At 71.0% G+C, this 15,541-nt stretch carries 14 protein-coding genes and 1 tRNA gene; 2 read left to right on the forward strand and 13 right to left on the reverse strand.

Translation table 11 applies throughout. From position 1 onward, the window contains the following. Nucleotides 1–37: 37 nt before the first annotated feature. Together ilvA and RL72_RS12655 are read right to left on the reverse strand one after the other, a co-directional pair. Entirely contained in the window at nt 38–1,291 is a 1,254-nt protein-coding gene (gene ilvA / locus RL72_RS12650; protein ID WP_045251200.1) for a threonine ammonia-lyase, read from the reverse strand. Next, nucleotides 1,288–2,484, reverse strand: coding sequence for an AI-2E family transporter (locus RL72_RS12655; RefSeq protein ID WP_045251201.1), 1,197 nt, complete (start codon nt 2,482–2,484; stop codon nt 1,288–1,290). Before RL72_RS12655 ends, ilvA begins: the two co-directional genes overlap by 4 nt. 70 nt (nt 2,485–2,554) lie before the next feature. On the opposite strand from RL72_RS12655, the gene RL72_RS12660 reads away from it, so the two are divergent. Beyond that, nucleotides 2,555–3,871, forward strand: a complete 1,317-nt coding sequence (locus RL72_RS12660; protein ID WP_045251287.1) for a winged helix-turn-helix domain-containing protein — start codon at nt 2,555–2,557, stop codon at nt 3,869–3,871. Between the two features lie 13 nt (nt 3,872–3,884). On the opposite strand, the gene RL72_RS12665 is transcribed toward RL72_RS12660, so the two are convergent. The 3 genes from RL72_RS12665 to RL72_RS12675 all read right to left on the reverse strand — a co-directional run bounded on the left by RL72_RS12665 (nt 3,885) and on the right by RL72_RS12675 (nt 7,104). Beyond that, nucleotides 3,885–4,463, reverse strand: coding sequence for a LemA family protein (locus RL72_RS12665; RefSeq protein WP_045251202.1), 579 nt, complete (start codon nt 4,461–4,463; stop codon nt 3,885–3,887). A gap of 80 nt (nt 4,464–4,543) precedes the next feature. Beyond that, nucleotides 4,544–5,857, reverse strand: coding sequence for a D-arabinono-1,4-lactone oxidase (locus RL72_RS12670; protein ID WP_045251203.1), 1,314 nt, complete (start codon nt 5,855–5,857; stop codon nt 4,544–4,546). After that, complete coding sequence (locus RL72_RS12675; protein ID WP_045251204.1) at nt 5,854–7,104, reverse strand: alanine racemase; 1,251 nt, start codon at nt 7,102–7,104, stop codon at nt 5,854–5,856. Before RL72_RS12675 ends, RL72_RS12670 begins: the two co-directional genes overlap by 4 nt. A 65-nt stretch (nt 7,105–7,169) precedes the next feature. On the opposite strand from RL72_RS12675, the gene RL72_RS12680 reads away from it, so the two are divergent. Continuing rightward, nucleotides 7,170–7,242, forward strand: a tRNA-Leu gene (locus RL72_RS12680). Nucleotides 7,243–7,247: 5 nt separating this feature from the next. Here RL72_RS12680 and RL72_RS12685 read toward each other — a convergent pair. The 8 genes from RL72_RS12685 to mmsB all read right to left on the reverse strand — a co-directional run bounded on the left by RL72_RS12685 (nt 7,248) and on the right by mmsB (nt 15,540). Continuing rightward, complete coding sequence (locus tag RL72_RS12685) at nt 7,248–7,541, reverse strand: YciI family protein (protein WP_045251205.1); 294 nt, start codon at nt 7,539–7,541, stop codon at nt 7,248–7,250. Between the two features lie 126 nt (nt 7,542–7,667). Further along, the gene (locus RL72_RS12690) at nt 7,668–9,140 is read right to left on the reverse strand and encodes an NAD(P)/FAD-dependent oxidoreductase (RefSeq protein ID WP_248700468.1); all 1,473 of its coding nucleotides are present in this window, start codon (nt 9,138–9,140) and stop codon (nt 7,668–7,670) included. 13 nt (nt 9,141–9,153) lie between these two features. Beyond that, entirely contained in the window at nt 9,154–10,461 is a 1,308-nt protein-coding gene (locus RL72_RS12695; RefSeq protein WP_045251206.1) for a S8 family serine peptidase, read from the reverse strand. Nucleotides 10,462–10,471: 10 nt separating this feature from the next. Then, nucleotides 10,472–10,993, reverse strand: a complete 522-nt coding sequence (locus RL72_RS12700; RefSeq protein WP_045251207.1) for a DUF501 domain-containing protein — start codon at nt 10,991–10,993, stop codon at nt 10,472–10,474. Between the two features lie 34 nt (nt 10,994–11,027). Beyond that, nucleotides 11,028–11,462, reverse strand: coding sequence for an FtsB family cell division protein (locus tag RL72_RS12705; protein WP_045251208.1), 435 nt, complete (start codon nt 11,460–11,462; stop codon nt 11,028–11,030). Nucleotides 11,463–11,589: 127 nt separating this feature from the next. Continuing rightward, nucleotides 11,590–12,870, reverse strand: a complete 1,281-nt coding sequence (gene eno, locus RL72_RS12710; protein ID WP_045251209.1) for a phosphopyruvate hydratase — start codon at nt 12,868–12,870, stop codon at nt 11,590–11,592. 162 nt (nt 12,871–13,032) lie between these two features. After that, nucleotides 13,033–14,148 carry a substrate-binding domain-containing protein gene (locus RL72_RS12715; protein ID WP_045251210.1) on the reverse strand — a complete coding sequence of 372 codons (1,116 nt, stop codon included), beginning with the start codon at nt 14,146–14,148 and terminating at the stop codon, nt 13,033–13,035. A 75-nt stretch (nt 14,149–14,223) separates the two neighbouring features. Further along, nucleotides 14,224–15,540 (reverse strand): multiple monosaccharide ABC transporter permease, encoded by a 1,317-nt coding sequence (mmsB, locus tag RL72_RS12720; RefSeq protein WP_045251289.1) that lies wholly within the window; start codon nt 15,538–15,540, stop codon nt 14,224–14,226. Nucleotide 15,541: the final 1 nt, after the last annotated feature.

Here is a 15,541-nt window from a genome sequence, read left to right on the forward strand (position 1 = left end):
CCGGCCCCGGTCCCGTCCGGATCGCGGCGGACGCGCCTCAGTCCTGCACGACCACCGGCTCGAAGCCCGCGGCGCGCAGCGTGTCCAGCGTGAGCTGCGAGTGCTCCGGACCGCGCGTCTCCACGCTGAGCTCGAGGATGACGTCGTTGATCTGCAGGCCGTGCCCGTGCCGTGTGTGCATCGCCTCGATGACGTTCGCACCGGCGTGCGCGATGAGCTCCGACACCCGGGCCAGCTGGCCGGGGCGGTCCGGGAGGGGGATGCGCAGAGTGAGGTAGCGGCCCGACGCCGCGAGCCCGTGCGAGACCACGCGCTGCAGCAGCAGAGGGTCGATGTTGCCGCCCGAGAGCACCGCGAGCGTGTTGCCCGTGTCGTGCACCTTCCCCGCGAGGATCGCCGCGACGCCGACCGCGCCGGCCGGTTCCACCACGACCTTGGCCTGCTCGAGCAGCAGCAGCAGTGCGCGTGCGATGTCGTCGTCGCTCACCGTCACGACCTCGTCGACGAGCTCCTGGATCATGGCGAACGGCACGTCGCCGGGACGCGCCACCAGGATGCCGTCGGCGATCGTCGGCTGCGTGACGATCTCGACCGGGTGCCCCGCGTCGAGCGACGGCCCCATCGCGGCCGCGTTCTCCGCCTGCACGCCGATGACGCGCACCGTGCGCCCCTGCTCCGCGGCCCGCGCCTTCACCGCTGCGGCGACTCCCGCGATGAGACCGCCGCCGCCGATGCCGACCAGGATCGTGTCGACGTCGGGCACGTCCTCCATGAGCTCGAGGCCCAGCGTGGCCTGACCGGTGACGATGTCGCGATGATCGAACGGCGGGATGAAGACCGCGCCGGTGCGCTCGGCGAACTCCGCCGCGAGACGCAGCGAGGTCGCGACCGTCTCGCCCTCGAGCACGACCTCGGCACCGTACCCGCGCGTGGCGAGCAGCTTCGGCACCGGCACGCCCATGGGCATGAAGATCGTCGCGGGGATGCCCAGCGCCTGCGCCGCGAGCGCGACGCCCTGCGCGTGGTTCCCGGCGGAGGCGGCCACGACGCCCCGCGCGCGCTCCTCGGCGGTGAGCTTGGAGAGGCGGTGCACCGCGCCGCGGATCTTGAACGAGCCGGTGCGCTGCAGATTCTCCAGCTTGAGCGACACGGGCGACCCCAGCACCTTGGTCAGCGCGACCGAGGGCAGCGTCGGGGTGCGCACGATGACGCCGTCCAGGCTGTCCGCCACCCGCTGGATCTCGGCCAGCGTGGGGATCCCGGCGAGGGTGGTCGTCGTCTCGTTCGTCATCGCCTGCTCCTTCTCCGCGCCCGCGGCACGGTCCGCCAGATGTAGTCGCCGTCGGGGTCGGCGCCGGTGCGCCAGGCACCGGAGTTGATGGTCACGGCCGCCACGTTCACGAATGCGGCGAGCGGCACGGCGAACAGCGCCCCGGGGATGCCCGCGATGAGTGCGCCGCCGGCCACCACGAGGACGACCGCGAGCGGGTGCACCTTGACCGCCGACCCCATCAGGATCGGCTGCAGGATGTGCCCCTCGATCTGCTGGACGGCGAGCACGACGACCAGCATCCACAGCGCGATCCAGGGGCCGTTGTACACGAGCGCGAGGAACACCGCGAGGGTTCCGGTCACCACCGCCCCGACGATCGGGATGAACGAGCCCAGGAACACCAGCACGGCGACGGGGACGGCCAGGGGCACGCCCAGCAGGAAGGCGCCGAGGCCGATACCCAGCGCGTCGATGAACGCGACGAGCATCTGCGTGCGGGCGTAGTTGATCACGGTCGCCCAGCCGTTCTGCGCCGCGGCGTCCACCGCGGGGCGCGAGGCCTTCGGGAAGAGCTTGAGGGTCCAGGCCCAGATGCCGCCGCCGTCGGCGAGCAGGCAGAGCAGGATGAAGAGCGTCAGCACGGCGCCGGTGGCGACGTGGCCGAAGGTGGAGCCGACGGCGATCGCGCCCGACTTCAGCAGCTCGCCCTGCTCGCTGAGGAAGGTGCCGGCCTGGTCGAGCAGATCCGTGATCTGCGTCGGGGTGAGGTGCAGGGGCCCCTCGATGAGGAACTGCTGCAGCTCCCCCCACACCGCCACGGTGCGCGCCTGGACTCCGCCCCACTGCTGGGTGATCTGCCAGATCGCAAGCCACAGCAGGCCCCCGACGATCGCGACGGTGCCGAGGAGGGCGACGACGATCGCGAGCCAGCGCGGCCAGCGGGCGCGCAGCATGACGCTGAACGCGGGCCAGAGCAGAGCCGTGAGCAGGATCGCGATCATCAGCGGGATGACCAGGATCTTGAACAGCATCACCAGCCAGATCACGACGCCCAGGGCGGCCGCGATCACGAGCAGCCGCCAGGAGTACGCGGTGGCGATGCGCAAGCCGGACGGCAGTGCGCGCTGCACGTCGTCGCGCACGTCGACGCGGCCGGTGACGGATCGCTGCCGGAGGAGATCGCGCAGCCGGGGTGTGCTGTCCTCGCTCATCGATCCAGTCTACGGGGGCGCCGGAGCGCCCCCGGCGCCGGTGTCGGCGGCGGTCGTTACGCTGACGGACGTGACAGGATCTCCGCCCGCCCCCTCCCCCGTCGACACGCTGAGCGCCAGTGAGGCGCGGCGGGTCGCGCTCGCGGCGCAGGGGTTCTCCCGCCGCCGTCCCGCGTCGCCGGGCGTGCGGCACCTGCACGCGGCCATGGCGCGCATGGGCGTGCTGCAGATCGACTCGGTGAACGTCTTCGCGCGCTCGCACTACCTGCCGCTGTTCTCCCGGCTGGGCGCCTACGATCCTGCGGTGCTCGAGCGCGCGTTCCTGTCCCGGCCCAGCGCGGCGCGCACCGGCCGCTACACCGAGTACCTCGCGCACGAGGCCACCTTCCTGCCGGTCGAGGACTGGCCGCTGTGGGGCTTCCGTCGCGAGGCCTTCCGCGCCAAGCGCGGCGCGTTCTGGGGGCAGAGCTCGTCGGCGCGCACGCTGGACTGGGTGCGCGCCGAGCTGCGCGACCGCGGTCCCTCCCGCCCGGCCGACATCCGCGGCGACGCGCCGGGCGGCCGGGGCGGCTGGTGGGAGTGGGACGAGGTCAAGCACGCCCTCGAGTACCTGTGGCGGATCGGCGATGTCGCGATCGCCGGACGTGACGGCTTCGAGCGCCGCTACGCCCTGGCCGAGGATGTCGTGCCCGGGGACCTGCTCGGCCGCGACCGGGACCGCGCGGCCGCGATCGGCGAGCTCGTGCGCCGGGCAGCCCGGGCGCACGGCGTGGCGACGGCCGCCGACATCGCGGACTACTACCGCATCAAGGACCGGGCGCTGGTGCTGTCGGCGATCGCGGATCTCGTCGACCAGGGCGAGCTGGCGCCGGTGCGCGTGCGCGGGTGGGAGCGCGGCGGGCGTCCCGTGCCCGCGTGGCGGCACACCGAGGCGGTCCTGCCCCGGCGCATCGACGCGACCGCGATCCTCACCCCCTTCGATCCGGTGGTCTGGTTCCGCGACCGCGCACTGCGGACGTTCGCGCTGGACTACCGGATCGAGATCTACACGCCGGCTGCGAAGCGGCGATACGGCTACTACTCGCTGCCGGTGCTCGTCGGCGACCGCATCTCCGCGCGCGTGGACCTGAAGGCGGATCGCGCGACGGGAACCCTGCGCGTGCAGTCGGCCTGGTGGGAGCCGCAGGCCAGGCCCGCCGCCGATGTGGAGCGCATCGCGGCAGAGCTTCGCACCGCCGCGGCCTGGCAAGGACTGGAGCACGTCTCCGTGTCCTCATGGGGCGATGCATCCGACGATCTCGCCGCCGCGCTCGACGCCCACCCCGAGCGGGCCAGGCGTCACGACGCCGGCCGGATGGATCAGATTCCGCTGGGGACGGGCGGCTGAGCGGGATCCCGTGTCAGAACTGGACGCGGGGAGGTTCGGCGATGGCCGCGCCGTCGGCGACCTCGAAGAACTCGCGCTCGGTGAAGCCGAGGTTGCGGGCGAACAGGTTGTTCGGGAACACCTTGATCTTGGTGTTGAGCTCGCGCACGCCGCCGTTGTAGAACCGGCGCGACGCCTGGATCTTGTCCTCCGTGTCGACGAGCGCGGACTGCAGCTGCAGGAAGTTCTGGCTCGCCTGCAGCTGCGGATAGGCCTCGGCCACCGCGAACAGGCTCTTCAGGGCCTGCTGCAGATGTCCCTCGGCCGCGCCCGCCTCACCCGGAGTGGAGGCGGACAGCGTCTCCGCCCGGGCGCGCGTGACGTTCTCGAACACGGCCTTCTCGTGGGCCGCATAGCCCTTGACCGTGTCGATGAGATTCGGGATCAGATCCGCTCGTCGCTTGAGCTGGACCGTGATGTCGCTCCACGCCTCGTCGACGCGGACCCCCAGCTGCACGAGCGAGTTGTACGTGGCCCACAGATAGATGCCGACGGCAGCGATCAGAACGACGATCACTCCGACGACGACGAGCACTGGAACAAGAACATCCACGGACGACGACCCCCTTGCAGACGCGATTGCGCCCATCCTATCCCGGCATGCTCCGTGTTCGCCGGGCTGCCAGGGAACGGTCAGGCGCCGAGCACGCGCTCCAGATAGCGGTTGGAGAAGCGGCGCTCCGGATCCAGCCTGTCCCGCAGGGCGAGGAAGTCGTCGAAGCGGGGATAGCGCTCCCGCAGCTGCTCCGCGTCGAGCGAGTGCAGCTTGCCCCAGTGCGGGCGCCCGCCGTGGGCGAGGCAGATCGCCTCGACCGCGTCGAAGTACTCGCGCGGATCGTGCCGCCAGTAGCGGTGCACGGCGATGTACGCCGACTCCCGGCCGTGCGCCGTGGACAGCCAGCGGTCGTCGGCCGCGGCGAACCGCACCTCGATCGGGAACTCGATCCGCCATCCGCGCTGGGCGATGAGCGCCTGCACGGCGCGGAACACGGGCACCACCTGATCCTGCGGCACGGCGTACTCCATCTCCCGGAACCGCACCGTGCGGCTCTGCGTCAGCACGCGGTGGGAGAGGTCGGTGTACTCGCGGTCACCCGTGAGCTTCACGGCGAGCCTGCTGAAGGACGGCGTGATCGCGGGCACGACGACGCCGGCCGCGCACACCGCGCGGTAGACGCCGTTGGAGAGGAGCGTCTCGTCGATCCACTTCCCCACCTTCGGCAGGGGGCGCCGCACCGCCGACTCCGGCAGCCGCTCGGTGGTCTTGGTCAGGGCGACGTCGGTGTGGGGGAACCAGTAGAACTCGAAGTGGTCCGCGGCGCCGACGCGCTCGTGCACGGAGTCCAGCACCTCGTCCAGCGGGGCAGGCGCGTCGACCGCGTGCATCACGAAGGCGGGCACGCACTGCAGGGTGACCTCGACGAGGATCCCGAGGGCGCCGAGTCCGAGCGCGAGCGCGGGCAGCAGCTCGGCGTTCTGCGTCTCGTCCACCCGCAGGAACTCCCCCGCGGCGGTGATCAGGGTGACGCCGACGACCTGCGCGGCGATGCCGCGGAATCCGGCGCCGGTGCCGTGGGTGCCGGTCGAGATGGCGCCGGAGATCGACTGCCGGTCGATGTCGCCCAGGTTCTCCATCGCGAGTCCGTAGGGCGCGAGGAGCGCCGGGATGCGGTGCAGCCGGGTGCCCGCGAGCAGCGTGACCCGCCCGCGCGCCTCGTCGGCGGACACCAGCCCCTGCAGATCGTCGAGCTCGAGCAGCACATCGGGAGCCACGGCCACGCCGGTGAAGCTGTGGCCGGCGCCGACCGCCTTGACCCGCAGGTTCTGGGCGGCAGCGGCGCGCACGGCCCGCTGCACGCCTTCGGGCGAGCGCGGCCGCTCCACGCGGATCGGCCGGATCGCGGCGGAGCGGCCCCAGTTCTGCCAGGTTCCTCCGGGTCGTGTCACAGGAAGGCCTTCCCCTCGCCGCGGTACGTGGGCAGTTCGCCGACGACGCGATCGCCGTCGACGAGGTGGTAGCTCAGGATCCGCTCCGCCGGCTCGCCGCTCTTCGCATGGCGCAGCCAGACGCGGTCCCCGATCCGCAGGGTGCGGGCGGCTTCCCCGCGCAGCGGTGTCTGCACCTCTCCGGCGGCTTCGCGCGGCGCCGTCTGCAGACCCTGCGGCCACACCGGCCGCGGCTGCCGCGACGAGACGGGCGGCCCGGACGCGATCCACCCGCCGCCCAGGATCGTCGCGATGTCGGCGGCGGGACGGCGCACGACGTCGAAGGCGAACGCGCTGGCCGGCGCGAGGTCGAAGGAGCGGTAGCCGTCGAACAGGTGTCCCGCGAGCAGGCCGCTGCCCGCGGTGATCTCGGTGAGGGCCGGATCGGATCCGGTGTACTCGAGAGAGCCGGTGCCGCCGCCGGTGACGAAGTCCAGCGGCACGAGCGCGCGCACGGCTTCGGCGATGCGCGCCCGGCGCTCCCGCAGCTCCAGACGCGACTGCGCCTGCACCGTGCGGATCAGGGTGTCGCCGCTGCCGGTGTCGTCGCCCTGGCCGGCGATCTGCGCCTCGTACATCTGCAGGCCGACGAGGCGGAAGCCGCCGCGCTCCGCGGCGCGCCGGGCGAAGCGCGCGACCTCCTCGGGGGCGTGCAGCGGCGAGCGGAACACCCCGATGTGGCCGAGTCCCGGAGCACGCCACGAGGCGTCGGCATCGATCGCGATGCGCACGCGCGGACGCTTCCCGGGCGCGGTGATCGCGTCGATGAAGTCCAGCTGCGATTCGTCGTCGACCATCAGGGTGATCCGCGCACACGCCTGCTCGTCGCCGAGCAGGCGCTGCAGCGACGCTCGATCGGCCGTGGGGTACGCGAGCACGATGTCGTCGTGGTCCTCGGCGAGCCAGAGCGCCTCCGCCAGCGTGAAGGCGAGCAGGCCCCGGTAGCCGGGCACCCGCAGCGCCGCGTCGATGACCTCCCGCACGCGTACCGACTTCGTCGCGATCCGGATCGGCAGCCCCCCGGCCCGCACCACCATGTCCATCGCGTTGTAGCGCAGCGCCTCGAGGTCGATCACGGCGACGGGCGCGGGAAGGTGCGCGGTCGCCTCGGTCAGCCGCGGCCACCATCGGGCGGGATCCTGCCAGGGCTGGGCGCGGTGACGGGTCGGGGCGGCGACACGGCCCTGATCGGCGATGAGCTCGAGCACGAGTCCACCCTATTGGCTCTGAGTCAACATCGCGCAGGGTGCCGCGCTCGCTAGGCTCGGAGCAGGCCCCCGTAGCCCAACGGCAGAGGCAGGCGACTTAAAATCGCTTCAGTCTGGGTTCGAATCCCAGCGGGGGCACCCGGTCACGCGCCGGGGCGGCCGTCGAGCCACACCGCGTTCCAGTCCAGGATCCGCGCGTCCGCGAGCCCCTCGGTCACGAACGGGTCGTCCGCGATGAAGCGCTCTGCGGCCTCCCGCGTCGCGAAGACCCCCATGGATCCGGCGGCCGCGTCGGCCGTCGCGAAAGGACCGAGCGCGATCAGCTCTCCCCCGGCCTCGTGGAAGGCCCGGTAGTAGGCCTGATGACGCGGGAACACCTCGCCCACGCGGGCGCGGTCCACGCCCTCGCGCAGACGGTAGAGCACGACGAAGTCCACAGACGGATCGTAGCGTCCGGCACAGGATCCGCGGCCCCTCCGGCACATCCGGAGGCGATCGGATCCGGGAATGCGGAACGCCCCCGATCGGCTCCGTCGAGCGGGATCGGGGGCGTTCCGAGGGCGTTACTTGGCCGCGGCCTCTGCGGGCTTCTTGGCGGCGGGGCGCTCAGCGGCAGGCTTGGCCGTGTCGGCCTTGGCCGCCGGAGCCGCGGCGGCCGGCGCCGCCGGAGCCGCCTCGACCGCCGGACGCGGGCGCGCGGCGAACTCCTCGAAGACGGCGCGCGGCGTCTGCACGGCCTCGAGGCCGACGATGTCGCGACCGAGCCACAGGTTGTTCCACCAGCCCCACAGCACGCGCCACTTGCGCTCCCACGACGGCATGGCCAGGCCGTGGTAGCCGCGGTGCGCGAGCCAGGCGATGAAGCCCTTCAGCGCGATCTTGCCCGACTGGAACACGCCGTTGTAGAGGCCGAGACCGGCCACGGCGCCCAGGTTCTTGTGGATGTAGTCCTTCGGCGTCTCGCCGCGCAGCACCGCGACCAGGTTCTTCGCGAGCAGCTTCGCCTGACGCACCGCGTGCTGCGCGTTCGGCACGCACATGCCGCCCACGCCGCCGCCCGAGAGGTCGGGAACGGCCGAGACGTCACCGGCAGCCCAGGCGCCCTCGACGAAGGCGTCGGCCGTGCCCACGCGCAGGTCGGCGCGGGTCTGGATGCGACCGCGCTCCTCGACCGGCAGGTCGCCGCCGCGCACGACGGTCGGGTTGGCCATGACACCGGCGGTCCACACGATCAGGTCGGACGGGATGACCTCGCCCGTGGAGAGCTCGACGTTGCCGTCGACGGCGCCCTTGACCTGCGTGTCGAGGTGCACGTTCGCGCCGCGCTTGGCCAGGTCCTTCAGCACCCACTCGCTCGTCTTGAGCGAGACCTCGGGCATGATCCGGCCCATCGCCTCGATGAGGTGGAAGTGGGTGTCGTCGAAGGACAGCTGCGGGTACTTGGCAATCAGCGCCGACGCGAAGGAGCGCAGCTCGGCGAACGCCTCGATGCCGGCGAATCCGCCGCCGACCACGACGACCGTGAGCAGGCGGTCGCGCTCGGGGCCGGCCGGGATCGACGCCGCCTTGTCGAAGTTCGACAGCAGCTTGTCGCGCACGGCGACGGCCTCTTCGATGGTCTTCAGTCCGATCGCGTTGTCGGCGATGCCCGGGATCGGGAACGTGCGAGAGACGGCACCGGCGGTGACCACGATCTGGTCGTACGCGAACTCGTACGGCTCGCCCACCGAGGGCGTGATGGTCGCGACCTTCTCGGCGTGGTTGATGCCGGTGACCTTCGCGGTGACCACGTTGGTGCGCGAGAGGTGGCGACGGTGCGCGACCACCGCGTGGCGCGCCTCGATCGATCCGGCGGCGACCTCGGGGAGGAACGGCTGGTACGTCATGTACGGCAGCGGGTCGACCATGGTCACCTCTGCCTCGCCCTTGCGGAGGTGCTTCTCGAGCTTCCATGCGGTGTAGAAGCCGGCATAGCCACCGCCCACGATCAGGATCTTGGGCGCGACGGCGCTCTTTGCCACGGTGCTCTCAGTCACGGAGGCTTACTCCTCAGTCATCGGGATTTTGGCGTGCAGATGCGCGCGCCGAACGGATGCGCCGGGCAGCAGCAGTGACGCCAAGCGCTATCAGGATACCAGGCAGCGTGAGCGCGACGAGCGGCAGGGTACCGTACAGCAGTGAATCGGGGCTGGGGATCAGCGGCGAGACCGCTTTCGCCGGCGCATCGGCCTTCGGCAGAGGGGGGATCGGGACCGGCGTGGACGTCGCCGGGGTCGGCGCGGGAGCCTGGGCGCGGCGGTGCAGACGCACCCAGTCAGCGAGGTCGCCCAAGGGGTTCTGGTCGACCGGGGGCTGCACGGTGCTGACGGCGGCGGCCGCGTCGACCAGCCCGTACCCGTACAGCGGGTCGGGATGCGCGGTCGCCTGCGGCGCGCGACGGGCGGTCTGGATGATCTGGTTGATCACGTTGTTCGCGTCCATGTCCGGATGCGCGGCGCGCACCAGCGCGACGACGCCCGCGACGATCGGCGCCGCACCGCTCGTGCCGTTCCAGGTCTCGACCGTGCCGTCGGCGTCGACCCCGAGCAGCGACTCGCTCGGCGCGGACACGGCGATCGAGATCCCCTGCGTCGACGCCGCCTTGCTCGCGACGCCCCGCTGATCCACTCCCCCGACGGCGAGCACGCCGGGGATGGTGGCCGGCGCGCCGACCATCGCGGTGCCGCTGCCGCGGTTCCCGGCGGCCACGACCACCACGACGTCGTGCTCGAAGGCGTAGAGGAACGCGTCGTCCCAGCTGCGGTCCCAGTCCAGTGTGTTCGTCGTGAAGGACAGGTTGATGACGTTCGCGCCGTGGTCCACCGCCCACCGCATCGCGTCCGCGACCTGCTTCGTGAACGGCACAGGCGCCGTGGTGCCGAAGCCCAGCGAGATCGAGAGCAGCTTGGCCTCCGGAGCGACCCCGATCATGCCCGTGCCATCGGCGTTCGGCCGCCCCGCGGCGAGCGACGCGACCCGGGAGCCGTGGTCGCTGTCCAGCGGACCCAGCGGGGTGCGGCCGTCCTCGGATCCGATTCCGGACACGTCGGTGCCGTCGGAGACCGCGCCCTGGAAGGCGTTCGGTCCGTTCGCGATGCCGGTGTCGATCACGGCGATCGTCACGCCCGCGCCGCGCGTGGTCTTCCAGGCGGCGTCGATGTGCGCGCCCTCGATCCAGTATTCGGCGGCGCGCACGGGATCGGGCGTCGGGGTCGGGGTCGCCCCGATCGCCAGCGGAGCGACGAGCGCGAGGGCCAGCAGCGCGACGGCGGCGCGGAGCCGCCGGGCGCGGGGGGAAAGGGCGCGAGGCGCGGTCATCGGACTCGGTTCACCGTCCCAGTGCGGCTCCCGGCTCGACGCACTCGCAGCGCTCGGCCGACCACCGCGAGCGACGCAGGGCCTCGTCTCCGATGGGGTTGACGCCCTCGCCCGCGGCCAGCGCGTGGCCGGCCAGGGCGTGCAGGCACTTCACCCTGGTGGGCATGCCGCCGGCGGAGACCCCGGCGATCTCGGGGACGTCGCCGAATTGCGCACGGTCGGCGAGGTACGCCTGGTGCGCGCGCAGATACGCGGCGGCGACGTCCTCGTCGTCGAGCAGCAGCGCGAGCTCCGGCATCACGTGGTCGGCCTCGAGGGTCGACATCGCGGCCGCCGCGGCGGGGTGCGTGAGGTAGTAGAACGTGGGGAACGGCGAGCCGTCGGACAGCCGCGGCAGGGTCGCCACGACCGTGGGGTTGCCGCAGACGCAGCGCGCGGCGATGCCGACGACTCCGCGTGCCTCGCGGCCGAGCTGTGCGGAGACGACCGCGAGCTCGGCGTCGGTGGGCGGGGCGAAGGGCGGCGTGGTCACCCCTCCAGGGTACGGGGTCGAGCCGCGGGGATCCTCAGCGCCCGGCCGAGCCGGCCGCCGTCTTGGCGAGTCCCGCCTCGGTCACGCTGCGCAGCAGCTGGCCGGCCCAGTCCGAGGACTTCTCCTGGACCGTGTCGCTGATCTTCGCCTGCTCGAGGGGACGGGCCGCGGGATCGATGTCGTTGTCGATGAGGTAGACGACCTCCCCCGGCTTCACGTAGAACAGCCGCTGCCTGGCCTGGGCCGTGATGTAGGCGGGGTCGTTCCAGCGCTCGCGCTCGGCCTTGAGGCCGTCGATCTGCTTCTGGGTGACCGCGACCGACTGCTCGAGTGCGGCGATGCGCTGGCGCTGATCCAGATAGGTGCCGAGCGTGGGCACGAGCACCCAGGCGCCGAGCACGACGAGCGACAGCATGATGACCATGAACCCGCTGAGCCGGATCCCGCCGACCCAGCCCCGCACGTCCACCGCGCGAGCCGACCCGGGCCGCGCGGCTCGCGTCTCGGCGCGAGCGTCCGTGCTCGCTCGCCGAGACGACGAAGGAGGAGTCCGCCGTTCGGTCATGACTCCTCCTTCGATTCAGCGGATGCGCTGATCAGCCCTTGAAACGCGGGAAGGCGGAGCGCCCGGCGAAGACCGCGGCATCACCCAGCTCCTCCTCGATGCGCAGAAGCTGATTGTACTTGGCGACGCGCTCCGACCGAGCGGGCGCGCCGCTCTTGATCTGGCCCGAGTTCACGGCGACGACGAGGTCGGCGATGGTGGTGTCCTCGGTCTCGCCCGAGCGGTGCGAGAGCATCGTGGTGTAGCCGGAGCGGTGCGCCAGGCTGATCGCGTCGAGGGTCTCGGACAGCGTGCCGATCTGGTTCACCTTGACCAGCAGCGAGTTGGCGACGCCGAGGTCGATGCCCTTCTGCAGGCGCTCCGGGTTGGTGACGAACAGGTCGTCGCCGACGAGCTGGATCGAGGATCCCAGCTTCTCGGTGAGGGCCTTCCAGCCGTCCCAGTCGTCCTCGGCCAGCGCGTCCTCGATCGTGACGATCGGGAAGTCCTTGACCAGGCCCACGTAGTAGTCGGTGAGCGAGGCGGCGTCCCAGTCCTTGTCGTCGAGGCGGTACACGCCGTCGTTGTAGAACTCGGTCGCGGCGGCGTCCAGGCCGAGCGCGATGTCGGTGCCCGGCGTGAAGCCGGCCTTCTCGATCGCCTTGACCAGGAACTCCAGCCCCTCGCGGTTGCTGGGCAGGTCGGGGGCGAAGCCGCCCTCGTCGCCGAGGCCGGTCGCGAAGCCCGCGGCCTTCAGCTCGCCCTTGAGCACGTGGTAGACCTCCGTGCCCCAGCGCAGCGCCTCGGAGAAGCTGTCGGCGCCGATCGGGGCCAGGAAGAACTCCTGCATGTCGATGCCGTTGTCGGCGTGCGAGCCGCCGTTGATGACGTTGAACAGCGGAACGGGGAGCAGGTGCGCGTTCGGTCCGCCGAGGTAGCGGAACAGCGGCAGGTCGGCCGAGTCCGCGGCGGCCTTCGCGACGGCGAGGCTCACGCCGAGGATCGCGTTCGCGCCGACGCGGCTCTTGTTGTCGGTGCCGTCGACCTCGATCAGGATCTCGTCGATGATGCGCTGCTCGCTGGCCTCGACGCCCTCGATCGCGGGCCCGAGCTCGTCGATGACCGCCTCGACGGCCTTCAGGACGCCCTTGCCCCCGTAACGGCTCTTGTCGCCGTCACGCAGCTCGTACGCCTCGAAGGCGCCGGTGGACGCACCGGAGGGGACGGCGGCGCGCTGCACGATGCCGTCGTCGAGGAGCACCTCCACCTCGACGGTCGGGTTGCCGCGAGAGTCGAGAATCTCGCGTGCGCCTACAGCCTCGATCAGTGCCACAGGGTGCTCCTTGTTCAAGAGGGAAGTGGGTTGGTGGAGCGACGTCGATCCGCCGCCCAGTCTAGTCGGAGCCGCCCTCGGCCCGCTGAGGATGACGCACCGCTCCCGGGGACGGCGAGGGGCCGCGCGATGCTGTCCGCGCGGCCCCTCGTGGTGCGGGTGTTACTTGTTGTACGACTTCACGACGTCGAGCAGGTTCGGGACGTTGGCGTACGCCTCGGCGGCGTTCTCCTTGGTCACGATGACCGGCGCGAGCAGGAACGACGGCACGACCTTCACACCGTTGTTGTAGGACTTGGTGTCGTTGACGTCGACCTTGTCGCCCTTCTGCAGCTCCTGCGCCATCTTGATCGCCTGGGCGACCAGCAGCGTGGTGTCCTTGTTGATCGTGGAGTACTGCACGCCCTCCATGATCGACTTCACCGACTCGACCTCGGAGTCCTGACCGGTGACCACCGGGACAGGCTTGCCGGCCTGCTGCACCGAGGTGATGATGGCGCGGGCGAGGGTGTCGTTCGGGCTCAGCACGCCGTCGATCGTGGCGGAGCTGTAGTTGGCGGTGAGCAGGGCGTCCATGCGGCGCTGCGCGTTCTCCGCCTTCCAGCCGTCGGTCGCGGTCTGGGTGATCTCGGTCTGGCCCGAGACGACCTTGAGCGTGCCGTCCTTGATCTTCGGCTCGAGCACGTCCATCGCGCCCTTGAAGAAGACCGCCGAGTTCGCGTCGTCCGCCGAGCCGGAGAACAGCTCGATGTTGTACGGCGCCGGGTGGCCGGCGCGCTTGGCGAGACCGTCGAGCAGGGCCTGGCCCTGCAGCTGGCCGACCTTGAAGTTGTCGAACGCGACGTAGTAGTCGACCGCGTCGGTGTTCTCGATCAGACGGTCGTAGGCGATGACGGTCGCGCCGGCGTCGTGCGCCGCCTTGACCTGGGTCGACAGCTGCTTGCCGTCCTTCGCACCGATGATGATGACCTTCGCACCGCCGGTGACCATCGCCTGGATCTGGTTCTGCTGCTCGGCGACCGTGTTGCTGGCCGGCGCGTACTGCACGTCGGGCTTGAAGCCCGCCTTGGTCAGCCCGTCGGTGAACAGCTTGCCCGCCAGCACCCAGTTCTCACTGGTCTTGTCCGGCAGGGCGACACCGATCTTCGCATCGGCCGCGAAGCCCTTGGCGCTGCCGCCGCTCGCAGCGGGCGTGCCGCCGCGCTCGGACGAGCACCCGGTCAGGGCGAAGGCACCCGCGACGACGATCGCTGTCGCCGAAAGGAGGATCTTCTTCATTGGGATCTCTTTCTCTCTTGGTGTTGCATCTCAGGTGAATGCAGGATCGTGCCGCACGCGCGGCCCGGACCTCTTTTACTTGCCGCTCGCGCTGCCGGCGGCGGTGGGGAACGGCTCTTCCGAACGGGAGAACCGGCGCGTGATGAAACCGGTGAGGGACGGACGGCCCTGCTGCTTGTTCCAGACGTCGACCGCGACCGCGAGCAGGAGCACGAGGCCCTTGACCATCGAGACGACGTCGGCGCCGAAGCCGAGCAGCGCCATACCGTTGTTGAGGAACGCCATGACCAGACCACCGATGATCGAGCCGATCACGGTGCCGATGCCGCCCGAGACCGCCGCGCCGCCGATGAACACCGCGGCGATCGCGTCGAGCTCCCAGCCGTTGCCGTCCTGCGGACCGGAGGCCGTGGCGCGGGCCACGTAGATCATGGCCGCGACCGAGGCGAGCACCGACATGTTCATCATCACGAAGAAGTCGGTCCAGCGGTCCTTCACGCCGCTCAGGCGCGCGGCCTGACGGTTGCCGCCGACCGCGTAGAGGTGGCGGCCGAACACGGTGTTGCGGGTGACGAACGTGTAGACGATCACGAGCAGCAGCAGGATCACGCCGGAGATCGGGAAGCTCGTGCCCGGACGACCGGTGGCGAACAGCCAGCCCGCGACGAGGATCAGCGCGGACAGGATGACGACCTTGACGACGCTCACCCAGACCGGTGCGACCTCGGTGCCGGCCTTGCGCTGCGAGCGGCGCAGGAACACCTCGAAGACGACGACCCAGACCACCGCGAGCACGGCGAGCACCATCGTGAGCACGTTGAAGGCGAGGGGCACGGCGAGCTCGGGCAGGTAGCCGGCGCCGATCCACTGGAAGTCCGCGGGCACGGCGACGGAGGTCGACTGACCGAACCACTGGTTGGCACCGCGGAAGAACAGCATGCCCGCCAGCGTCACGATGAACGCGGGCACGCGCACGAACGCGACCCAGAAGCCCTGCCAGGCGCCGACGAGAGCGCCGAGCGCCAGGCCGAGGAGGATCGCCGCCCACCACGGGAAGTGCCAGTTCGCCATCGACTGCGCCACGATGATGCCGACGAACGCGGCGACCGAGCCGACCGACAGGTCGATGTGGCCCATGATGATGACCATCACCATGCCGATCGCGAGGATCAGGATGTAGGAGTACTGGCTGACGACGTTGATCAGGTTGCCGGGCGAGAGCGTCAGCCCGCCCGTCCAGATCTGGAAGATGATGATGATCACGACGAGGGATCCGAGGATGCCGAACTGACGGCTGGTGGACTGGCCGCCGCCCATCATCTTGCCGAGGTCGCGGAAGCGGAAGCCCTCCTCGGGCGCCGGCGTCGTCGACGGCGGGGTCTGAGTGGTCATG

Origin of the sequence: Microbacterium azadirachtae (genome assembly GCF_000956545.1) — a bacterium.
GTDB lineage: Bacteria > Actinomycetota > Actinomycetes > Actinomycetales > Microbacteriaceae > Microbacterium > Microbacterium azadirachtae.